17 protein-coding genes and 5 pseudogenes are annotated in these 21,055 nt (G+C 56.5%); 8 read left to right on the forward strand and 14 right to left on the reverse strand.

Annotation, left to right across the window (positions count from 1 at the left end):
• Nucleotides 1-12: 12 nt before the first annotated feature.
• Nucleotides 13-663: a tetracycline resistance transcriptional repressor TetR(A) gene (gene tetR(A) / locus KB892_RS29575; protein ID WP_000164043.1), complete on the reverse strand. Its 651-nt coding sequence runs from the start codon at nt 661-663 to the stop codon at nt 13-15.
• Nucleotides 664-768: 105 nt separating this feature from the next.
• Here tetR(A) and tet(A) point away from each other — a divergent pair, with 105 nt between their 5' ends.
• Entirely contained in the window at nt 769-1,968 is a 1,200-nt protein-coding gene (tet(A), locus tag KB892_RS29580) for a tetracycline efflux MFS transporter Tet(A) (RefSeq protein ID WP_000804064.1), read from the forward strand.
• 31 nt (nt 1,969-1,999) lie between these two features.
• Here tet(A) and KB892_RS29585 read toward each other — a convergent pair whose 3' ends face one another.
• A complete protein-coding gene (locus KB892_RS29585) occupies nt 2,000-2,884 on the reverse strand; it encodes a DMT family transporter (RefSeq protein ID WP_000058717.1) in 885 nt (294 codons plus the stop codon).
• Between the two features lie 137 nt (nt 2,885-3,021).
• Nucleotides 3,022-3,414 (reverse strand): cysteine hydrolase family protein, encoded by a 393-nt coding sequence (locus KB892_RS29590; RefSeq protein ID WP_001351729.1) that lies wholly within the window; start codon nt 3,412-3,414, stop codon nt 3,022-3,024.
• Between the two features lie 3 nt (nt 3,415-3,417).
• Between KB892_RS29590 and KB892_RS29595 the strand changes: the two are divergent.
• Together KB892_RS29595 and KB892_RS29600 are read left to right on the forward strand one after the other, a co-directional pair.
• A pseudogene (locus KB892_RS29595) lies at nt 3,418-5,169 on the forward strand (Tn3-like element TnAs1 family transposase); the annotation flags it as partial.
• A gap of 89 nt (nt 5,170-5,258) precedes the next feature.
• On the forward strand, nt 5,259-5,735 hold the full coding sequence (locus KB892_RS29600; RefSeq protein WP_194164765.1) for a DUF4113 domain-containing protein: 477 nt from the start codon (nt 5,259-5,261) through the stop codon (nt 5,733-5,735).
• 146 nt (nt 5,736-5,881) lie between these two features.
• Here KB892_RS29600 and KB892_RS29605 read toward each other — a convergent pair whose 3' ends face one another.
• From KB892_RS29605 to KB892_RS29620, 4 genes and pseudogenes are all read right to left on the reverse strand, one after another.
• On the reverse strand, nt 5,882-6,163 hold the full coding sequence (locus KB892_RS29605) for a helix-turn-helix domain-containing protein (RefSeq protein ID WP_000780222.1): 282 nt from the start codon (nt 6,161-6,163) through the stop codon (nt 5,882-5,884).
• On the reverse strand, nt 6,144-6,473 hold the full coding sequence (locus tag KB892_RS29610) for a type II toxin-antitoxin system RelE/ParE family toxin (RefSeq protein WP_000493286.1): 330 nt from the start codon (nt 6,471-6,473) through the stop codon (nt 6,144-6,146). The genes KB892_RS29605 and KB892_RS29610 overlap by 20 nt, the downstream gene beginning before the upstream one ends.
• Nucleotides 6,474-6,919: 446 nt before the next feature.
• Nucleotides 6,920-7,624 carry an IS6-like element IS26 family transposase gene (locus KB892_RS29615; protein WP_001067858.1) on the reverse strand — a complete coding sequence of 235 codons (705 nt, stop codon included), beginning with the start codon at nt 7,622-7,624 and terminating at the stop codon, nt 6,920-6,922.
• 54 nt (nt 7,625-7,678) lie between these two features.
• Nucleotides 7,679-7,966, reverse strand: a pseudogene (locus KB892_RS29620) (DeoR family transcriptional regulator); the annotation flags it as partial.
• A 260-nt stretch (nt 7,967-8,226) separates the two neighbouring features.
• On the opposite strand from KB892_RS29620, the gene ltnD reads away from it, so the two are divergent.
• The 4 genes and pseudogenes from ltnD to KB892_RS29640 form a co-directional block, all read left to right on the forward strand.
• Nucleotides 8,227-9,129: an L-threonate dehydrogenase gene (ltnD, locus tag KB892_RS29625; protein WP_002210514.1), complete on the forward strand. Its 903-nt coding sequence runs from the start codon at nt 8,227-8,229 to the stop codon at nt 9,127-9,129.
• Between the two features lie 11 nt (nt 9,130-9,140).
• The gene (gene otnK, locus KB892_RS29630) at nt 9,141-10,406 is read left to right on the forward strand and encodes a 3-oxo-tetronate kinase (RefSeq protein ID WP_002210515.1); all 1,266 of its coding nucleotides are present in this window, start codon (nt 9,141-9,143) and stop codon (nt 10,404-10,406) included.
• Nucleotides 10,399-11,019: a 3-oxo-tetronate 4-phosphate decarboxylase gene (locus KB892_RS29635; protein ID WP_002210516.1), complete on the forward strand. Its 621-nt coding sequence runs from the start codon at nt 10,399-10,401 to the stop codon at nt 11,017-11,019. Before otnK ends, KB892_RS29635 begins: the two co-directional genes overlap by 8 nt.
• 4 nt (nt 11,020-11,023) lie before the next feature.
• Nucleotides 11,024-11,677 (forward strand): annotated as a pseudogene (locus KB892_RS29640) (TIM barrel protein); the annotation flags it as partial.
• Nucleotides 11,678-11,730: 53 nt separating this feature from the next.
• Here KB892_RS29640 and KB892_RS29645 read toward each other — a convergent pair.
• Complete coding sequence (locus KB892_RS29645) at nt 11,731-12,435, reverse strand: IS6-like element IS26 family transposase (RefSeq protein WP_001067855.1); 705 nt, start codon at nt 12,433-12,435, stop codon at nt 11,731-11,733.
• A 58-nt stretch (nt 12,436-12,493) separates the two neighbouring features.
• Here KB892_RS29645 and KB892_RS29650 point away from each other — a divergent pair.
• Nucleotides 12,494-12,736: pseudogene (locus tag KB892_RS29650) on the forward strand (TetR/AcrR family transcriptional regulator C-terminal domain-containing protein); the annotation flags it as partial.
• Between the two features lie 793 nt (nt 12,737-13,529).
• On the opposite strand, the pseudogene KB892_RS29655 reads toward KB892_RS29650, so the two are convergent.
• The 6 genes and pseudogenes from KB892_RS29655 to KB892_RS29680 form a co-directional block, all read right to left on the reverse strand.
• A pseudogene (locus tag KB892_RS29655) lies at nt 13,530-14,627 on the reverse strand (TonB-dependent receptor domain-containing protein); the annotation flags it as partial.
• A gap of 56 nt (nt 14,628-14,683) precedes the next feature.
• Nucleotides 14,684-15,652, reverse strand: a complete 969-nt coding sequence (locus KB892_RS29660) for an IS5-like element IS903B family transposase (RefSeq protein ID WP_013362812.1) — start codon at nt 15,650-15,652, stop codon at nt 14,684-14,686.
• A gap of 34 nt (nt 15,653-15,686) precedes the next feature.
• Nucleotides 15,687-16,562, reverse strand: coding sequence for an extended-spectrum class A beta-lactamase CTX-M-14 (locus tag KB892_RS29665; RefSeq protein WP_001617865.1), 876 nt, complete (start codon nt 16,560-16,562; stop codon nt 15,687-15,689).
• A gap of 249 nt (nt 16,563-16,811) precedes the next feature.
• On the reverse strand, nt 16,812-18,074 hold the full coding sequence (locus KB892_RS29670; RefSeq protein WP_000608644.1) for an IS1380-like element ISEcp1 family transposase: 1,263 nt from the start codon (nt 18,072-18,074) through the stop codon (nt 16,812-16,814).
• A 278-nt stretch (nt 18,075-18,352) separates the two neighbouring features.
• Nucleotides 18,353-20,086: an ABC transporter ATP-binding protein gene (locus KB892_RS29675; RefSeq protein WP_004118832.1), complete on the reverse strand. Its 1,734-nt coding sequence runs from the start codon at nt 20,084-20,086 to the stop codon at nt 18,353-18,355.
• Between the two features lie 7 nt (nt 20,087-20,093).
• Nucleotides 20,094-21,041, reverse strand: a complete 948-nt coding sequence (locus KB892_RS29680; protein ID WP_004118225.1) for an acetamidase/formamidase family protein — start codon at nt 21,039-21,041, stop codon at nt 20,094-20,096.
• Nucleotides 21,042-21,055: the final 14 nt, after the last annotated feature.

Raw genomic sequence — 21,055 nt, forward strand, 5'->3', positions numbered from 1 at the left:
CAGCGGTCCTGATCAATCGTCACCCTTTCTCGGTCCTTCAACGTTCCTGACAACGAGCCTCCTTTTCGCCAATCCATCGACAATCACCGCGAGTCCCTGCTCGAACGCTGCGTCCGGACCGGCTTCGTCGAAGGCGTCTATCGCGGCCCGCAACAGCGGCGAGAGCGGAGCCTGTTCAACGGTGCCGCCGCGCTCGCCGGCATCGCTGTCGCCGGCCTGCTCCTCAAGCACGGCCCCAACAGTGAAGTAGCTGATTGTCATCAGCGCATTGACGGCGTCCCCGGCCGAAAAACCCGCCTCGCAGAGGAAGCGAAGCTGCGCGTCGGCCGTTTCCATCTGCGGTGCGCCCGGTCGCGTGCCGGCATGGATGCGCGCGCCATCGCGGTAGGCGAGCAGCGCCTGCCTGAAGCTGCGGGCATTCCCGATCAGAAATGAGCGCCAGTCGTCGTCGGCTCTCGGCACCGAATGCGTATGATTCTCCGCCAGCATGGCTTCGGCCAGTGCGTCGAGCAGCGCCCGCTTGTTCCTGAAGTGCCAGTAAAGCGCCGGCTGCTGAACCCCCAACCGTTCCGCCAGTTTGCGTGTCGTCAGACCGTCTACGCCGACCTCGTTCAACAGGTCCAGGGCGGCACGGATCACTGTATTCGGCTGCAACTTTGTCATGCTTGACACTTTATCACTGATAAACATAATATGTCCACCAACTTATCAGTGATAAAGAATCCGCGCGTTCAATCGGACCAGCGGAGGCTGGTCCGGAGGCCAGACGTGAAACCCAACAGACCCCTGATCGTAATTCTGAGCACTGTCGCGCTCGACGCTGTCGGCATCGGCCTGATTATGCCGGTGCTGCCGGGCCTCCTGCGCGATCTGGTTCACTCGAACGACGTCACCGCCCACTATGGCATTCTGCTGGCGCTGTATGCGTTGATGCAATTTGCCTGCGCACCTGTGCTGGGCGCGCTGTCGGATCGTTTCGGGCGGCGGCCGGTCTTGCTCGTCTCGCTGGCCGGCGCTGCTGTCGACTACGCCATCATGGCGACGGCGCCTTTCCTTTGGGTTCTCTATATCGGGCGGATCGTGGCCGGCATCACCGGGGCGACTGGGGCGGTAGCCGGCGCTTATATTGCCGATATCACTGATGGCGATGAGCGCGCGCGGCACTTCGGCTTCATGAGCGCCTGTTTCGGGTTCGGGATGGTCGCGGGACCTGTGCTCGGTGGGCTGATGGGCGGTTTCTCCCCCCACGCTCCGTTCTTCGCCGCGGCAGCCTTGAACGGCCTCAATTTCCTGACGGGCTGTTTCCTTTTGCCGGAGTCGCACAAAGGCGAACGCCGGCCGTTACGCCGGGAGGCTCTCAACCCGCTCGCTTCGTTCCGGTGGGCCCGGGGCATGACCGTCGTCGCCGCCCTGATGGCGGTCTTCTTCATCATGCAACTTGTCGGACAGGTGCCGGCCGCGCTTTGGGTCATTTTCGGCGAGGATCGCTTTCACTGGGACGCGACCACGATCGGCATTTCGCTTGCCGCATTTGGCATTCTGCATTCACTCGCCCAGGCAATGATCACCGGCCCTGTAGCCGCCCGGCTCGGCGAAAGGCGGGCACTCATGCTCGGAATGATTGCCGACGGCACAGGCTACATCCTGCTTGCCTTCGCGACACGGGGATGGATGGCGTTCCCGATCATGGTCCTGCTTGCTTCGGGTGGCATCGGAATGCCGGCGCTGCAAGCAATGTTGTCCAGGCAGGTGGATGAGGAACGTCAGGGGCAGCTGCAAGGCTCACTGGCGGCGCTCACCAGCCTGACCTCGATCGTCGGACCCCTCCTCTTCACGGCGATCTATGCGGCTTCTATAACAACGTGGAACGGGTGGGCATGGATTGCAGGCGCTGCCCTCTACTTGCTCTGCCTGCCGGCGCTGCGTCGCGGGCTTTGGAGCGGCGCAGGGCAACGAGCCGATCGCTGATCGTGGAAACGATAGGCCTATGCCATGCGGGTCAAGGCGACTTCCGGCAAGCTATACGCGCCCTAGGAGTGCGGTTGGAACGTTGGCCCAGCCAGATACTCCCGATCACGAGCAGGACGCCGATGATTTGAAGCGCACTCAGCGTCTGATCCAAGAACAACCATCCTAGCAACACGGCGGTCCCCGGGCTGAGAAAGCCCAGTAAGGAAACAACTGTAGGTTCGAGTCGCGAGATCCCCCGGAACCAAAGGAAGTAGGTTAAACCCGCTCCGATCAGGCCGAGCCACGCCAGGCCGAGAACATTGGTTCCTGTAGGCATCGGGATTGGCGGATCAAACACTAAAGCTACTGGAACGAGCAGAAGTCCTCCGGCCGCCAGTTGCCAGGCGGTAAAGGTGAGCAGAGGCACGGGAGGTTGCCACTTGCGGGTCAGCACGGTTCCGAACGCCATGGAAACCGCCCCCGCCAGGCCCGCTGCGACGCCGACAGGATCTAGCGCTGCGTTTGGTGTCAACACCAACAGCGCCACGCCCGCAGTTCCGCAAATAGCCCCCAGGACCGCCATCAATCGTATCGGGCTACCTAGCAGAGCGGCAGAGATGAACACGACCATCAGCGGCTGCACAGCGCCTACCGTCGCCGCGACCCCGCCCGGCAGGCGGTAGACCGAAATAAACAACAAGCTCCAGAATAGCGAAATATTAAGTGCGCCGAGGATGAAGATGCGCATCCACCAGATTCCCGTTGGAATCTGTCGGACGATCATCACGAGCAATAAACCCGCCGGCAACGCCCGCAGCATCGCGACCGTCATCGGTGAGAAGTTCGGCAGGTATTGGGTGGTGACAATGTAGGTGCTGCCCCAAATGGCAGGTGCTATCGCTGTGAACAATAAATCGGGCGTGCGTAATGACATGCGATTACAAGACCTCCGCTACGGCGATGGGTTTTTGAGAGTTGCAGGCGCCGCGATGACCGCACCCTGACTTGGACTGGCCCTGCCTCGCACCAATCCACCTGCGGCTATGGCCGCGATCATGCGAGGCCCGAAAATTACACGACCTGTACACGTCCGCCGAACCCGGAACGCAACAGAGCTTCGTGGGCATCCCGATCCGGGTCGTAGCAGCAGTCCTGGACCAAACGCACGTCGTAGTCCGCATCACTAGCCCAGGCGACGCTTGAAAGAACAACGCCGGTGGTGCTTATCCCGGCCATGACAAGCGTGCTTACGCCGCGCGTCCGAAGGTCGGCGTCGAGCGCCGTGCCATAAAAGACGCTGGCTCGCGGACATGCATAGAAAAGGTCGCCCCGTTCGATCGCAAGCCCTTCGACGGGCAGACCGGTGCGAAATCGTCCGCTCGGGAGATACGGTGAGATTTGGCGATTCGTCGCCGGCGGCGCATGTTCATACTCTTCGCCGAGCGAAAAGTTGGGGAACAGCACGGGCCGGCCGCGCAAGGCGTGCTGGCAGCCGTGCAGACCCTGCGTGAGATGAACGCCGACAACCTGCGCAAGGTGCCGGCCGATGCACCCACGGCCTTCATCAAGCCGCGCTGGAAGCCGCTGGTGATCACCCCGGAAGGCCTCGACCGGAAATTCTACGAAATCTGCGCCCTGTCCGAGCTGAAGAACGCCCTGCGCTCCGGCGACATCTGGGTCAAGGGCTCGCGGCAGTTCCGCGACTTCGACGACTACCTGCTGCCGGCCGAGAAGTTCGCCGCACTCAAGCGCGAGCAGGCCCTGCCCCTGGCGATCAACCCGAACAGCGACCAGTACCTGGAAGAGCGTTTGCAGCTGCTGGACGAGCAGTTGGCCACCGTCACCCGCCTGGCCAAGGACAACGAGCTGCCCGATGCCATCCTCACCGAGTCAGGGCTGAAAATCACCCCGCTGGATGCGGCGGTGCCGGATCGGGCGCAGGCGCTGATCGACCAAACCAGCCAGTTACTGCCGCGCATCAAGATCACCGAACTGCTGATGGACGTGGACGACTGGACGGGCTTCAGCCGCCACTTCACCCACTTGAAGGACGGGGCCGAGGCCAAAGACAGGACGTTGCTGCTGTCCGCAATCCTCGGTGATGCGATCAACCTCGGGCTGACCAAGATGGCCGAGTCGAGCCCCGGCCTGACCTACGCCAAGCTGTCCTGGCTGCAAGCCTGGCACATCCGCGACGAAACCTATTCGGCGGCCTTGGCCGAGCTGGTCAACCACCAGTATCGCCACGCCTTTGCCGCCCACTGGGGCGACGGCACGACCTCATCCTCCGATGGCCAGCGCTTCCGCGCGGGTGGCCGGGGCGAGAGCACCGGGCACGTCAACCCGAAGTACGGTAGCGAGCCGGGACGGCTGTTCTATACCCATATCTCCGACCAGTACGCGCCGTTCAGCACCCGCGTGGTGAATGTCGGCGTCCGCGATTCCACCTATGTGCTCGACGGCCTGCTGTACCACGAGTCCGACCTGCGGATCGAGGAGCACTACACCGACACGGCCGGCTTCACCGATCACGTCTTTGCCCTGATGCACCTGCTAGGCTTCCGCTTCGCGCCGCGCATCCGCGACCTCGGCGAAACCAAGCTGTACGTGCCGCAGGGCGTGCAAGCCTACCCGACGTTGCGCCCGCTGATCGGCGGCACCCTGAACATCAAGCACGTGCGTGCCCACTGGGACGACATCCTGCGCCTGGCCAGCTCGATCAAGCAGGGCACCGTCACCGCCTCGCTGATGCTGCGCAAGCTCGGCAGCTACCCGCGCCAGAACGGACTGGCCGTGGCCCTGCGCGAGCTGGGCCGGATCGAGCGCACGCTGTTCATCCTGGACTGGCTGCAAAGTGTTGAACTGCGCCGCCGCGTGCATGCCGGCCTGAACAAAGGTGAGGCGCGCAACTCGCTGGCCAGGGCGGTGTTCTTCAACCGCCTTGGGGAAATCAGGGATCGGAGCTTCGAGCAGCAGCGCTACCGGGCCAGCGGCCTCAACCTGGTGACGGCGGCTATCGTGCTGTGGAACACGGTGTACCTGGAACGCGCCACCCAGGGGTTGGTCGAGGCCGGCAAGCCGGTGGACGGCGAGCTGCTGCAATTCCTGTCGCCGCTGGGCTGGGAGCACATCAACCTAACCGGCGATTACGTCTGGCGGCAGAGCCGCAGACTGGAAGACGGGAAGTTTCGGCCCTTACGGATGCCCGGAAAACCTTAGCGTACGATTTTTTCCGAATTCTGCGGGCTCCCCAAATTGTCGTCTCCAGGTCATTTGGTGAGCGTGTAACCAGCTTTCAGGAAATGCAGATGGCCATCACCGGCTTTGCTGCGCGGGCAGGAGAAAAGCTGCGTCAGGAAAAGCAGCACTGTCGTGCGATCAGTGTCTTTATCCGAACCAGCCCGTTTTCACCCCGGGATGCGCCCTGTGCCAGCCAGGCGACGGAGACGCTACTGGTAGCCACTCAGGACAGCCGGGACATCATTGCCGCTGCCCAGCGTGCGCTTGCGCGCATCTGGCGTGATGGCTACCGGTACGCAAAGGCTGGTATCATGCTGGCCGATTTTTCCGGCCGCGAGGCACAACTTAATCTGTTTGATGAATGTGCTCCCCGTCCTGACAGCGAAGCCCTGATGAATGCCGTCGATCGGATTAACCGCGCCGGTAAGGGCCGCATTTTTTTTGCCGGCCAGGGGATCAATGTGGGGTTCGCGATGCGCAGGGAAATGCTGAGTCCGGAATACACGACAGACTGGAACGCCTTGCCGCGTGCTTTCATGAGATAAGCGATATCTGGATTTTATAGATGTAAAATCATATGGTTACATTATTAACGTATGGTTCTTCCCCATTGGGCTTCAGACCTCCTGTACCGCGTTTTCCTGTTGAGACAACACCTACCCGGCGAAAACTAAAACCGGGTAGGATGTCATCAGTACAGGGCAATGACAGGTTTTTTGATGCCGCAGGCGTGAGCGTAGCGGGTCAGAGTGTCGATGCTGGCTTTGGTGATGTTGTTTTCCAGGCGGGAAATAACCGGAGGTGTAACCCCCATGCGTTCAGCAACCTGCGCTTTTGTCAGGTTGTCATGTTTACGCCATTCCGCAAGTAGCTCTCTGAGCTTCTCCTTGCGTTCTTCTTCCTGCCATGCAGCGCGATATTCGTCGTCCTGCATCCACTCGTTATGCAGTTCTTTATGGCTTACCAGTTTCATTAAGTACCTCCGCTAACCGCTTTTTGGCGAGATCGATTTCTTTCGCTGGCGTTTTCTGTGACTTCTTGATGAAAACCCGGAGCATGATGATGGTATTGCCTTTGTGGTATACCCAGATGCCCCTGGCTATGTCCGTCCCCATCGTGCGGATCTCAAAAAGTCCATCGCCCAGGGGCTTCGTGTCCGGCTCCCGCAGTAATCGGGCATCATACTCCAGTTTGCCGATGAGACGGTCAAACTTCACCCTGATTTTTACGGGTAATGCTGTGGCTTCTTCCCTGGCTTCCGGGTGATAAACAACGCTAAACATGTGACCTCCCATTTCCATTAATATTAACCTATAGGCTAATGTTAGGCAAGGTGAAAATTAACCTGTAAGCTAATTTTTAGGGAGGGGTATGCGACCAGCTATGACACGGACCCAGCATTGACAAAAGGCTCTAAAATTGTATTTTTTAACTTTTACGTTCCTTTTTACATCAGTGCCTTAACATTTTTTCTATGTACTGAACGAAGGGATAATTTTGAGACAAGGATACAATTATATGAAAGTGAATTATCTGGCACCGTTATTATGTATTGGCGTGTTGGCGCTGACCGGTTGTAACGATCCAAAGAAACCCTCCGAAAGTAATTTCAAAGAAGCCGCACAGCAGTATCTGGATACTGTATACCCGGCATGTTATATCAAAGCTAATTTCCCTGGCACTGTTGCAAAGTTAGCGATGAGGCAGCCTTTTGTCTTATTCAAAGGCCTTACATTTCAAAAACTCTGCTTACCAGGCGCATTTCGCCCAGGGGATCACCATAATAAAATGCTGAGGCCTGGCCTTTGCGTAGTGCACGCATCACCTCAATACCTTTGATGGTGGCGTAAGCCGTCTTCATGGATTTAAATCCCAGCGTGGCGTTGATTATCCGTTTCAGTTTGCCATGATCGCATTCAATCACGTTGTTCCGGTACTTAATCTGTCGGTGTTCAACGTCAGACGGGCACCGGCCTTCGCGTTTGAGCAGAGCAAGCGCGCGACCATAGGCGGGCGCTTTATCCGTGTTGATGAATCGTGGGATCTGCCACTTCTTCACGTTGTTGAGGATTTTACCCAGAAACCGGTATGCAGCTTTGCTGTTACGACGGGAGGAGAGATAAAAATCGACAGTGCGGCCCCGGCTGTCGACGGCCCGGTACAGATACGCCCAGCGGCCATTGACCTTCACGTAGGTTTCATCCATGTGCCACGGGCAAAGATCGGAAGGGTTACGCCAGTACCAGCGCAGCCGTTTTTCCATTTCAGGCGCATAACGCTGAACCCAGCGGTAAATCGTGGAGTGATCGACATTCACTCCGCGTTCAGCCAGCATCTCCTGCAGCTCACGGTAACTGATGCCGTATTTGCAGTACCAGCGTACGGCCCACAGAATGATGTCACGCTGAAAATGCCGGCCTTTGAATGGGTTCATGTGCAGCTCCATCAGCAAAAGGGGATGATAAGTTTATCACCACCGACTATTTGCAACAGTGCCGTTTTTAGCGATATGACTCGCCGCCAGCGCGCCGATCGCCTGTTTCTCCTCACTCTGCAGCGTGCTTTTCACCAGATGACTGGGTTCCGCAGCCAGCCGGCTGACGGCGCGCACGCCGCCCGAGACGCTGACCAGCAGCCCCTGCTCCTCCAGTTTACTGACGTCCCGACGGATGGTCATATGGGACACGCCGAGGATCTCCGTCAGCTCGTTAATGCTTACCGCCCCACGCTGCTCCACCAGGGCTAAAATACGCTGATGTCGTTCTATTGGAATCACCGCTCTCCCCTTACCATTTTTTCACACCAGGCGTCACCACCCAGGCTACGGCCCTGGCGACACCCGGTGTTGTTATCGCGCTTTGCCGCTGTTTTTAGGCTATTTTAGGGCAAGAATCGCCGTTGTGCAGCCTCTTTCCGCCTGTGAATTTTTTATATTCATGTGGGTTATTCGTGATAACTCTCACATAAATTCACATGATAACGCTTTATTCTATCATTAAATCACATTAATTAACTAATGTTCACAAGGAGACCAGCATGGCTGCACACACTAACGTCTGCGTGATTGGACTGGGTTCAATGGGCATGGGCGCCGCCCGCGCCTGCCTGCAGGCGGGCCTGAACACCTGGGGCGTTGACATCAATCCCGACAACTGTCGCGCACTGCTGGCGGCGGGCGCCAATGGCGCGGGCCCCAGCGCGGTGCCGTTCGCCGCGGAACTGGATGCAGTTGTGCTGCTGGTGGTCAATGCCGCCCAGGTGCGGGGGATCCTGTTCGGCGAGAGCGGCCTCGCCGCCCATCTGAAGCCGGGCACCGTCGTGATGGTGTCGTCCACCATCGCTTCCGCCGATGCTCAGGCCATTGCCGAGGCGCTGGCGGAGTACCAGCTATTGATGCTCGACGCGCCGGTATCGGGCGGCGCCGTGAAAGCGGCCGCCGGCGACATGACGGTGATGGCCTCCGGGAGCGATGCCGCCTTTGCCCGCCTCGCGCCGGTGCTGGACGCCGTGGCCGGCAAAGTCTACCGCATAGGGAGCGACATTGGTCTTGGCTCGACGGTAAAAATTATCCATCAGCTGCTGGCCGGGGTGCACATCGCCGTTGCCGCCGAAGCGATGGCGCTTGCCGCCCGCGCCGGGATCCCACTCGAAACGATGTATGACGTGGTCACCCACGCGGCGGGTAATTCATGGATGTTTGAGAATCGCATGCAGCACGTCCTGGATGGCGATTACTCGCCAAAATCCGCTGTCGATATTTTTGTCAAAGATCTCGGGCTGGTGAATGACACTGCCCGGGCGCTGACCTTCCCGCTGCCGCTCGCTACCACCGCGCTGAATATGTTCACCTCCGCCAGTAATGCCGGATTCGGTCGGGAAGATGACAGCGCGGTGATCAAGATTTTCAACGGCATCACCCTGCCGGGCCATAAACAGTGAGGAGAGACAACATGCAGCTTGGTGTCATTGCCGATGACTTCACCGGCGCCACGGATATTGCCAGCTTCCTCGTGCGCAACGGCATGCCGACGGTGCAACTGAATGGCGTGCCGACCCGCGATCTTCCGCTGACCAGCGAGGCGGTGGTCATCAGCCTGAAAACTCGCTCCTGCCCGGCGGAAATGGCCGTCAGCCAGTCGCTGGCGGCCCTGCGCTGGCTGCAGGCCCAGGGCTGTCAGCAGTTTTATTTCAAGTACTGTTCCACTTTCGACAGCACCGCGCAGGGCAACATTGGCCCGGTGCTGGATGCCCTGCTGGCCGAGCTGGGTGAGACGCGGACGGTGATTTCCCCGGCGCTGCCGGTTAACGGCCGCACGGTCTATCAGGGATATCTGTTCGTCGGCGAGCAACTGCTGAATGAGTCCGGGATGCGCCACCATCCGGTGACGCCGATGGAGGATGCGCACCTGGGCCGCTTAATTGAGCGCCAGGGGCGCGGAAAAGCCGCGCTGATTGCCTGGCCGATTGTCGCCCGGGGGCCGGAGGCGGTCGCCGCCGCGCTGGCGGCAGTCAACGATCCGGCGGTGCGCTATGTGGTGCTCGACGCCCTCAGCGAACAGGATCTGCTCACCCAGGGCGTGGCGCTGCGGGAGATGAAGCTGGTCTCCGGCGGTTCCGGCCTCGCCATCGGCCTCGCCCGCGACTTGGCGCAGCGCCATGGCGCCCGGGGTGAAAGCGCTCAGGCCGGCATGCCGCTGGTCGGCCCGGCGGTGGTGCTCTCGGGCTCCTGCTCGGTGATGACCAACAGCCAGGTGGCGGCCTATCGTCAACAGGCCCCCGCCCGCGCCGTCGACTTAAGCGCCTGCTTTACCGATCTGGAGAGCTACGTCAGGACGCTGACTGACTGGGTGGACGCGCAGCGCGATGCGCCGCTGGCGCCGATGATCTATGCCACCACCGAGCCGCAAACGCTGCAGCGGATCCAGGCGCAGTATGGCGACAAGGCCAGCAGCGAACGGGTGGAACAGCTGTTTGCCGCTCTTGCCGCCGCCCTGAAGGCGAAAGGATTTACCCGCTTTATTGTGGCCGGAGGGGAAACGTCGAGCATTGTGGCGCAGACCCTGGGGGTTGAGGCGTTCCATATTGGGCCGACCATCTCCCCTGGCGTGCCCTGGGTGCGTGACACCCGCCAGCCGCTCTCCCTGGCGCTGAAGTCAGGTAACTTCGGCGATATCCAGTTCTTTGCCCGTGCCCAGCAGGAGTTTCGTCATGACTGAGCAACAACTGCGAGAGGAAATGGTGCAGATTGGCGCCTCGTTATTTAGCCGCGGCTATGCCACCGGCTCCGCTGGCAATCTGTCGCTGCTGCTGCCGGACGGCAACCTGCTGGCGACGCCGACCGGCGCCTGCCTCGGCGAACTGCAGGCTCAGCGGTTGTCGGTGGTGACGCTGCAAGGAGAATGGATCTCCGGCGACAAACCGTCGAAAGAGGTCACTTTTCACCGGGCAGTCTATTTGCACAACCCGGCCTGCAAGGCGATCGTCCACTTGCACAGCCACTATCTGACCGCGCTCTCCTGCCTGCAGGGGCTCGATCCGCACAACTGTATCCGCCCCTTTACCCCCTATGTGGTGATGCGCGTCGGCGACGTCCCGGTGGTTCCCTACTACCGGCCGGGCGATGACCGTATTGCCCAGGCGCTGGCCGGGCTGGCGCCCCGCTATAACGCCTTTTTACTGGCCAACCACGGACCGGTGGTTACTGGCTCATCGCTGCGCGAAGCCACCAACAATACCGAGGAACTGGAAGAGACCGCACGGCTGATATTTACCCTCGGCAACCGCGAGATCCGCTACCTGACCGCTGACGAAGTAAAAGAACTGAGATAAAACCATGCCAAAATTCGCTGCAAATTTATCCATGCTGTTTACCGAACTGCCGTTCCTGGAACGCTTTGCCGCCGCTGCCCGGGCGGGATTTGAAGCCGTTGAGTTTCTGTTTCCCTATGAGTATGCCGCCGGGGAAATCAGACAGCGCCTGCAGGAGAACCAGCTGCAGCTGGTGCTGTTCAATACCCCACCCGGCGACGTCAACGCCGGAGAATGGGGGCTCGCCGCCATCCCCGGGAGAAGCGCGGAGGCCCGACGCGATATTGAGCTGGCGCTGGAGTATGCCTGCCAGCTCGGTTGCCCGCAGGTGCATATCATGGCCGGCGTGGTGCCGCCGGGAGCGGATCGCGCAGCCTGCGAGGCCGTGCTTATCGATAATCTGCGCTACGCGGCGGAGTGCTTTGCCCGCCACGACAAGCGGATACTCATCGAAGCGCTGAATCCGCAGACCAAACCGGGCTATCTCTACCACAGTCAATATCAGACGCTGGCGATGGTGAAACGGGTCGACAGGCCGAACCTGGCGGTGCAGTTAGATCTGTTTCACGCGCAGAAGGTGGACGGCAATTTAAGCCATCTTATTACCGAATATGCCGGCCAGTATCGCCATATTCAGATTGCCTCCCTGCCCGACCGTCATGAACCGGATGAGGGCGAAAGGCACTGTTGCAAAGTTAGCGATGAGGCAGCCTTTTGTCTTATTCAAAGGCCTTACATTTCAAAAACTCTGCTTACCAGGCGCATTTCGCCCAGGGGATCACCATAATAAAATGCTGAGGCCTGGCCTTTGCGTAGTGCACGCATCACCTCAATACCTTTGATGGTGGCGTAAGCCGTCTTCATGGATTTAAATCCCAGCGTGGCGCCGATTATCCGTTTCAGTTTGCCATGATCGCATTCAATCACGTTGTTCCGGTACTTAATCTGTCGGTGTTCAACGTCAGACGGGCACCGGCCTTCGCGTTTGAGCAGAGCAAGCGCGCGACCATAGGCGGGCGCTTTATCCGTGTTGATGAATCGCGGGATCTGCCACTTCTTCACGTTGTTGAGGATTTTACCCAGAAACCGGTATGCAGCTTTGCTGTTACGACGGGAGGAGAGATAAAAATCGACAGTGCGGCCCCGGCTGTCGACGGCCCGGTACAGATACGCCCAGCGGCCATTGACCTTCACGTAGGTTTCATCCATGTGCCACGGGCAAAGATCGGAAGGGTTACGCCAGTACCAGCGCAGCCGTTTTTCCATTTCAGGCGCATAACGCTGAACCCAGCGGTAAATCGTGGAGTGATCGACATTCACTCCGCGTTCAGCCAGCATCTCCTGCAGCTCACGGTAACTGATGCCGTATTTGCAGTACCAGCGTACGGCCCACAGAATGATGTCACGCTGAAAATGCCGGCCTTTGAATGGGTTCATGTGCAGCTCCATCAGCAAAAGGGGATGATAAGTTTATCACCACCGACTATTTGCAACAGTGCCTTTTACCCTTGGTGCCGTACTGGAGCAGCAGGAGCATACTGCCGCCCTGACCGACCGCCCTGCAGCACCGGACGAAAACCTGCCGCCGCTATTGCGGGAAGCGCTGCAGATTATGGACAGTGATGATGGTGAGCAGGCCTTTCTGCATGGCCTGGAGAGCCTGATCCGGGGGTTTGAGGTGCAGCTTACGGCACTGTTGCAGGGGTCCGCTTGGGAAAGGGAAAATATCCTACGCTAAGGCTGTTTTTTAACCATCAACTGTTAGCAAACTGCCCAAGTGGCGGTGCTATGCCATTTCTGCGTCCGAAACCGAGCGATTACGTACACCATGCCACCGATCTGTACGAAAGTAGGCAAAACCAGAAACGGACAGTCTGATAGTTCCGTACATCCCTTACGGTCAGGGGTTTCCACTCAATTGAACGAAATCACCCGTTAAGCTTGAAAAGCTTAACGTAGGATAATTTCCGAATTCCAAGCGGCCCCCCTCTTGCGCTCTCCTGTTCCCGTCCTGCGGCATCCGTGTAGTGGTGGAAGCTTTACCTAAATCACCACGCCCCGTTCCGTTTAGACAGTTCGCTCCAAGCTGGGCTGTATGCAAGAACCCCCCGTTCAGCCCGACCGCTGCGCCTTTTCCGGTAACTATCGTCTTGAGTCCAACCCGGAAAGACACGACTTAACGCCACTGGCAGCGGCCACTGGTAAACAGGATGTGCGAGAGATGTATCGAGAGTTCTTGAAGTGGTGGCCAGACTGAGGCTACACTAAAAGGACAGATTTGGTGACGTCTCGCACAAGACTGTTACCACGGTTCAGAAACTTGCCGGTTTACTGAACCTTCGAAAAACCACCCTGCAAGGTGGTTTTTTCGTTTACATGGCAAGAGACTACGACGTCCAACGTCAGATCTCAAGAAATTATTTAAAAATAAATAGTTAACCAATATCCTTGTGATATTTATTATCCAGGAATCAACGCCTTTACCCGCTGCCGGAGCCTCACCTCAATAGCACTCTCCGGCAGCCGTATTGTTACAGCGAATCAAACTGATAGCTGACCGATAGCCCAACGCCATAGTTACGGCCCGGCGCCGGTTCATAATAGCGTCCGTTGCTCTCGTTGACGATAACAGAGCCGACGTAGCGCTTATCAAACAGGTTATCAACGCGCGTATAGAGGTCGACGGTCCAGTTATCTAGCACATATTTATAGCCGGTATTCAGTGCCGTCACCGTATAGGCTGGAGCCTGCTCGCTATTGGCATCGTTGACCTGAATATCGCTCATATAGCGGACTTCAGCGCCAGCGTACCATCCCTCTTCCGGCACCCAGCCAAAGGAGGCATAGGCGCTATTACGTGCAATCCCCGGGATCCGATTGCCGCTCTGAATAGCATCGCCGGCGTTTTCACGGTAGGTCGCATCCAGCAGCGTCCACGCCAGTTTGGCGCGCCAGGCGGGCGCAAATTGCTGATCCCATCCCAGTTCGACCCCGCGGCGGCGCGTCTTGCCCGCGTTCTGATAGGACGTACGGCCATTGTCGCTGGCGGCAACGACAATTTCATTTTTCGTGTCCGTATTGAAGACGCTCAGGCTCGCCATCCCGGTGCCCACCTGCCATTTACTGCCTGCTTCAACGGTGGTGTTAGTGGCCGGTTGCAGAGCAAAGTTAAGCCCGGACTGACCATCGGGACGATAGGACAGCTCGTTAATGGTCGGCGTTTCAAATCCCCTCCCGGCAGAGAGGTAAACGTTCCACTGCGGCGTCATGGCATACTTCAGCGCTGCCGCCGGAAGCCACTTGTGATAGCTCGCTTCGCCGCTATCATCACCATTTTTACCTACAACATAACGATCGTTGGAATCAAACCATACCGAGCTATAGCGCGCCCCGGCGTCCAGCCCCAGGGCTGAGGTGAGCTGCCAGTGCGTTTGAATGTAGGGATCGAGGTTCCACATCAGGTTACGTTCGTTACGTCGCATATCACCTTTGGTGCCGAGATCGTAAACGCCGTTCTGATAAACAAAGTTCTCATAGCCTTTGCGCTGTTCGGTCATCGCCTCGTAATCAAGGCCGGTGGTGATGGCGTAAGGGATAAAACCGCTGTCATCGTGGTGTGTCCAGCGCGTGGCTTTGTTGAATAAATCAGATTTCGGGTAAGTCTCCCCCGTAGCGGGTTGTGTTTTCAGGCAATACGCACGCTTTCAGGCATACCTGCTTTCGTCATTTTGTTCAGCGCTCGTACCAGGGCCATAGCCTCCGCAACCTGACCATCGTAGTCACGCAGCGTCAGTGAACCCCCGAACAGCTGTTTTACCCGGTACATCGCCGTTTCCGCTATCGAGCGACGGTTGTAATCTGTTGTCCATTTCCACCGCGCATTACTCCCGGTCATTCGCTGATTAGCCACTGCACGGTTACGGTCTGCATATTCACCGGGCCAGTAACCCGCACCTTTTCGGGGCGGGATAAGCGCGCTGATTTTCTTACGCCGCAGTTCATCGTGACAGAGCCGGGTATCGTAAGCTCCATCGGCGGCGGCTGACCTGATTTTCCGGTGGGTTTGCCGGATTAACCCGGGGAAGGCCTCTGAGTCCGTAACGTTGTTCAGCGACAGGTCAGCGCAGATGATTTCATGTGTTTTACTGTCAACTGCCAGATGCAGCTTACGCCATATACGACGGCGTTCCTGGCCATGCTTTTTGACTTTCCACTCGCCTTCACCGAAGACCTTCAGCCCGGTGGAATCAATTACCAGGTGTGCGATTTCACCCCGGGTGGGCGTTTTGAAACTGATATTAACCGACTTTGCCCGCCTGCTGACACAGCTGTAATCCGGGCAGCGTAGCGGAACGTTCATCAGAGAAAAAATGGAATCAATAAAGCCCTGCGCAGCGCGCAGGGTCAGCCTGAATACGCGTTTAATGACCAGCACAGTCGTGATGGCAAGGTCAGAATAGCGCTGAGGTCTGCCTCGTGAAGAAGGTGTTGCTGACTCATACCAGGCCTGAATAGCTTCATCATCCAGCCAGAAAGTTATGGAGCCACGGTTGATGAGGGCTTTATTGTAGGTGGGCCAGTTGGTGATTTTGAACTTTTGCTTTGCCACGGAACGGTCTGCGTTGTCGGGAAGATACGTGATCTGATCCTTCAACTCAGCAAAAGTTCGATTTATTCAACAAAACCAGTTACAGCCCTTCGGCGATGATTCTCGCCGCTGAAGCCAGCACATCGCGGCGGCTCTCTGCGTTCTGTTGCGGCTGGGTAAAATAGGTCACCAGAACCAGCGGCGCACGACCCTGCGGCCAGATCACCGCAATATCATTGGTGGTGCCGTAGTCGCCGCTGCCGGTCTTATCACCCACAGTCCACGACGTCGGTAAGCCGGCCCGAATGCTGGCTGCGCCGGTCGTATTGCCTTTGAGCCACGTCACCAACTGCGCCCGCTGGGTTTCGCCCAGCGCATGACCCAGCGTAAGCTGACGCAACGTCTGCGCCATCGCCCGCGGCGTGGTGGTGTCTCTCGGGTCGCCGGGAATGGCGGTATTCAGCGTAGGTTCAGTGCGATCCAGACGAAACGTCTCATCGCCGATCGCGCGGGCAAAAGCCGTCACGCCTCCCGGGCCACCGAGCTGGGCAATCAATTTGTTCATGGCGGTATTGTCGCTGTACTGCAACGCGGCCGCGCTCAGTTCTGCCAGCGTCATTGTGCCGTTGACGTGTTTTTCGGCAATCGGATTGTAGTTAACCAGATCGGCAGGCTTGATCTCGACAGGCTGATTAAGCAGCTGCTTTTGCGTTTCACTCTGCTTAAGCACCGCCGCGGCCGCCATAACTTTACTGGTACTGCACATTGGAAAGCGTTCATCACCGCGATAAAGCACCTGCGTATTATCTGCGGTATCGATGAGCGCGACGCCCAGCCGCCCTCCGCTGCTTTTCTCCAGCGCCGCCAGCTTTTGCTGCACCGCACTCGTCTGCGCATAAAGCGGCGCGCTGCCCAGCAGCAGCGGAATGCACGCCGCCGCCGCGAACATCATCCGTTGCACTCTCTTTGTCACCATCTCAAACTCCCAATACGGTCAATCCGTGTTACATCAGTATTCCCTAAATTCCACGTGTGTTTTTTATTAGCTTCAAAAATCACTATTTCACGAAGAATTTAGACTGCTTCTCACACATTGTAACATTATTTACAACCACCTTTCAATCATTTTTGATAAATCATTGATTTCATCTTTGCTGCAATGATACTTAATAAACTCTGCAAGTTATCCACAGAGCAACACTCAATTTTATTGATGATATTCTTATTATACCAGACATTTTTCATACACTCCCTTGTACGGATAGTTTTCCGACAACTTCATGATTACATATCTTGCGGTTTTGATTATTTTTGCTGCAAGAAATACATACTTCAAACGAAAGGTCTTTATTTGCTGTCTGTATTCTGAAGAGTCCAAGGAATCAAACTTGAACAACAAAAATAGGTTATATGAAAGCATCATCATTTGAAACACGGCTTCATTCGCCCAAAATGACTTTAGCAAGAGATGACCCACCGCCATGTCGTATTTGGCTTCTTTGATATAGTTTTCAGCATTACCACGCTTTTCATAGTATATAACTACTTTTTCAGAAAGCAAGGTAGTATTTGTTACAAAGAAAAAGTAGTCGTATTCGGAACCTTCTAAAAGTGATAATTGTGCTCTTTCTTTTTCTGGTTTCAGTACGCGAGATACGACAAATCTTCTGTCTTTTTCCCATTTAACTAATTTTGTATACAGTTCTGTAGTTTCTCTACCTTCTTCTCCTTTAACGAATACAATTGATGAATTCGTTGCTTGTGAGGTGAGTGTAGAATAACTTTTGGCTTTAATTAAATATTTGCATCCAAGAGATTCTATCGTTTCGATAATTTTTTCATCAAAGTAGCCACTATCCATTCGAAATAAAATTTCTAAATCGTCTGATTTGATGTTAGCAACAATTTCTTTGATCATTTCCGCAGCACCGTTTGCAGTGTAAGTATTGCCACTTCTTACAAATCCGGTAACATATGCTTTTAATTCGTCGCAAAATGCAAATTGGATATTGTAGCATCGGTTTCCCAGTTTCTTAGGATTATATCCTTTTGACGCACCTTCTTGATGACCTTCTACGTTAATTACACTACTATCAATATCAATCGTAATGGATGTCAATTTACTTTTAGTGAGCAGTTTTTTAAAGACTTTAAAATTAATGTCTCTAAACATTTGGGTTGTCTTGAAGTTGAAGTTTCCTAGAAACCGTGACACTGTTTCAGGTTCTTTTACGGAAATATCAAACTCGTTGACGAGGGGATCATTTTGAAGTAGCTTTAGACGTTCTAACTTATCAATGCCAATGAAGTGACCGCAGAGCATGGTCTTTATATGATTCATCTTGATTTTATTTGTTGAGTCATTATCAAATACGAGGTCATTTTCAATAAAATCAAAAATCCCATTGCTTTTTGCATTCTCAAGGAGCAGAAAAAGACCTGCATTTGATGTTAGATTCTTAGCTTTGAAATCAATTTTATTAATCATAATTAGAACCCCTTTTTACTACTTTTCTTACTATTATTTTACCATATATCGAGTCATAAAAGCTGATAATTTAACATATTTTTGAGCACTTTTCTTTCACCCAATGGGTGAAAGCTGAATTTCGAAGGAATGCATATTTATCAAGGCTTTGATTATGCTTTTTGAAGTACTGACGTAGAATCTAGGTGCTAACTTTTCCAGTTTAATGGCCTCTCGTCGGGTTGTGTAGCAACAGTGTCGCCACCGGCGGAAATCCGCCGGTTTGAATGCTTTTTTGTTCAGCAGGCGACGAGGTGCCCGTCGCCAAAATCGGTAAAGCGCTGCGGTACTCTCTGATAGCCGATGGGTTTGATCGGTTCTGGTCTTATCGGCATTGCGCTGGTGGCTCGGGGTTGCCGTCTTTGCTGAACGTCAGGTATAGGAACGGCGCTGAGCAAGTGCTGAGTATAAGGATGCTGCGGATGGTGCAACACTCGATCTCGTGGGCCGATCTCCACGAGCTGGCCGCCAAACATCACCGCTACCCGGTGGCAGATGCGCTCCACCACCGCCATATCATGGGAAATAAACAGATAGCTGAGCCGATAGCGCTGACGCAAATCTTCCAGCAGCGTCAGCACCTGCGCCTGTACTGAAACATCCAGCGCGGAAACCGATTCATCGGCGATGATCACTTTCGGGTTCAGCGCCAGCGCGCGGGCAATGCAAATGCGCTGGCGCTGGCCGCCGGAAAACTGGTGCGGATAACGCCGCATCGCTTCCGCTGGCAGGCCGACCTGCTGCAATAGCTGCGCCACCCGCTCCGTGCGCTGTACTGCGGGCATCTGCTCATGAATCAGCAGCGGCTCCCCAACCAGGTCGAAAATAGTTTTGCGCGGATTGAGCGCCGCCCAGGGATCCTGAAACACCATCTGCAAATCGCGGCGTACCGCTCTTAACGCCTCGTCCTTCAGGCCGTGCAGCTCCTGTCCGTTAAGCTGCGCGCTGCCGCTAAATGGCACCATATTCATCAGAGCTTTTGCCGTCGTCGATTTACCGCAGCCGCTTTCACCGACGATGCCCAACGTCTCGCCGGGGAAAAGATCGAAGCTGACGCCATCGACGGCATGGACTTCGCGACGCACGCGCAGGCCGTCGCCGCGCACCGGAAAGCGCACGCTGAGGTCGCGGACGCTGAGCAACGGTCGCGTCGCCTCGACCGGCGCCAGCGCGGGCGCCTGGCCCAGCACCGGTACCGCCTGCAACAGCTGGCGGGTATAAGCCGCCTGCGGCGAGGTAAACAGCGTTTTTGCCGGAGCCTGCTCCATGATTTTGCCGTGACTCATGACCAGCACATCATCGGCCATTTCTGCCACCACTCCCATATCGTGGGTGATCAACAGCAGGCTGGTGGAAAACGCCTGCTGCAGTTCGCGCATCAACTCGAGGATCTGCGCCTGAATAGTGACGTCGAGGGCCGTGGTCGGCTCATCGGCAATCAGCACCTGTGGCTGGCACAGCATTGCCATGGCGATCATCACCCGCTGGCGCATACCGCCGGAAAGCTCGTGCGGATACTGTTGCAGGCGCTTCTCCACATGACTGATTTTGACCGCGTCCAGCATCGTGCTGACCCGGCTGCGCCGTTCACGGCGGCCCAGCACTTCGTGGCGTTGCAGCGTCTCTTCCAGCTGCTGGCCCACCGTCATCAGCGGATTGAGCGAGGTCATCGGTTCCTGAAAAATCATGGCAACCGACTTGCCGCGCAGCAACTGCATTTGCCGCTCCGGCAGGCTGAGCAAATCCTGGTTATCAAAAATAATCGCGCCGCCTGGAATCTGTGCCTCCTCCGGAAGCAAACCCATGATCGCCAGCGAAGTCAGCGATTTACCGCTGCCCGACTCGCCGGCAATGCACAGAGTTTTTCCCGGCCAGAGCGCAAAGCTGACGTCATCCACCACCCGCTGTGTACCAAACTGGATCGACAGGCGCTCGACCGAGAGCAGCGGCGCCGGAAATAGGACTGCTGACATAACGCTCCTAATTAAACACGCTGTTGGGAAAATAGAACGACACCACCCAGTTAGGCCGATCGACGATTTCGCTGATGCGCAGATCGCCGCACACGGAGCAGAGCATATAGGCCTCTTCCGCCGACATCCCTTGTTCGCGGCACAGCGCATCGATGGTATAGCTTACCGCGTCGCGGGCGGCGGTCATCAGGTCAGGGCCAATGCCGGTGAAGGCGCTGTAGCCGTGCCGATCCAGATGTTGGGTCACTGGGCCAGGGGTGGCGAAACGCGGCGTTTTCAGCGGCATATCTTTAACCACTTCCAGCTTCACCACCACGTCCATCGCGCTTTCAATCGCCGTGCCGCAGACTTCACCATCGCCCTGCGCGGCGTGGGTGTCACCAATAGAAAACAACGCGCCTTCTACTTCCACCGGTAGCCATAATGTGCAGCCAGCGGCCAGATCGCGAATATCCAGATTGCCGCCCACGCGGCGCGGCGGCACCACCGAATGATGGCCCGCGGCAGCGGGAGCGACGCCGAGGGTACCGGCGAAGGGTTTCAGCGGTACGCGGCCATATCGGCCAAAGGCGCAGGGGGTTAAGCCCTGGCGGTCATATTGCCACAGCGTCAGCGCCGGATCAGAAAACTGATCGGCCAGCAGGCCGAAGCCCGGGATATTCGCAGTCCAGCCAAAGCCGCTGGGACGAAAGGATTCCAGCGTCACCTTTAGCGCATCGCCCGGCTGAGCGCCTTCCACATAGACCGGGCCACTGACCGGGTTGAGCTTATCAAACGGCAGCGTTGGGATATCCGCTGCGGTAGAACCGGCGTTGAACCAGCCGTTAGCCGCATCCAGGCAGTGAAACTCCAGTTGGCTGCCGGAAGCTACGTGCAGGACCGGGCTCAGGCTGTTATCCCAGCCGAAATGATGTTGAGCATGATGAATGGTCTTCACCAGACAATTTTGGCACATCCTGACTCTCCTTT

The organism is Klebsiella sp. P1927 (assembly GCF_018204675.1).
Classification (GTDB): Bacteria; Pseudomonadota; Gammaproteobacteria; order Enterobacterales; family Enterobacteriaceae; genus Klebsiella; species Klebsiella pneumoniae.

Excerpts from the sequence above, each read along its gene's own strand:
- KB892_RS29585 (WP_000058717.1), bottom strand. The coding sequence starts at position 2,884 with ATGTCATTACGCACGCCCGATTTATTGTTCACAGCGATAGCACCTGCC.
- KB892_RS29600 (WP_194164765.1), top strand. The coding sequence starts at position 5,259 with ATGGCCATCACCGGCTTTGCTGCGCGGGCAGGAGAAAAGCTGCGTCAG.
- KB892_RS29605 (WP_000780222.1), bottom strand. The coding sequence starts at position 6,163 with ATGAAACTGGTAAGCCATAAAGAACTGCATAACGAGTGGATGCAGGAC.
- KB892_RS29610 (WP_000493286.1), bottom strand. The coding sequence starts at position 6,473 with ATGTTTAGCGTTGTTTATCACCCGGAAGCCAGGGAAGAAGCCACAGCA.
- KB892_RS29615 (WP_001067858.1), bottom strand. The coding sequence starts at position 7,624 with ATGAACCCATTCAAAGGCCGGCATTTTCAGCGTGACATCATTCTGTGG.
- ltnD (WP_002210514.1), top strand. The coding sequence starts at position 8,227 with ATGGCTGCACACACTAACGTCTGCGTGATTGGACTGGGTTCAATGGGC.
- otnK (WP_002210515.1), top strand. The coding sequence starts at position 9,141 with ATGCAGCTTGGTGTCATTGCCGATGACTTCACCGGCGCCACGGATATT.
- KB892_RS29635 (WP_002210516.1), top strand. The coding sequence starts at position 10,399 with ATGACTGAGCAACAACTGCGAGAGGAAATGGTGCAGATTGGCGCCTCG.
- KB892_RS29645 (WP_001067855.1), bottom strand. The coding sequence starts at position 12,435 with ATGAACCCATTCAAAGGCCGGCATTTTCAGCGTGACATCATTCTGTGG.
- KB892_RS29665 (WP_001617865.1), bottom strand. The coding sequence starts at position 16,562 with ATGGTGACAAAGAGAGTGCAACGGATGATGTTCGCGGCGGCGGCGTGC.
- KB892_RS29670 (WP_000608644.1), bottom strand. The coding sequence starts at position 18,074 with ATGATTAATAAAATTGATTTCAAAGCTAAGAATCTAACATCAAATGCA.
- KB892_RS29675 (WP_004118832.1), bottom strand. The coding sequence starts at position 20,086 with ATGTCAGCAGTCCTATTTCCGGCGCCGCTGCTCTCGGTCGAGCGCCTG.
- KB892_RS29680 (WP_004118225.1), bottom strand. The coding sequence starts at position 21,041 with ATGTGCCAAAATTGTCTGGTGAAGACCATTCATCATGCTCAACATCAT.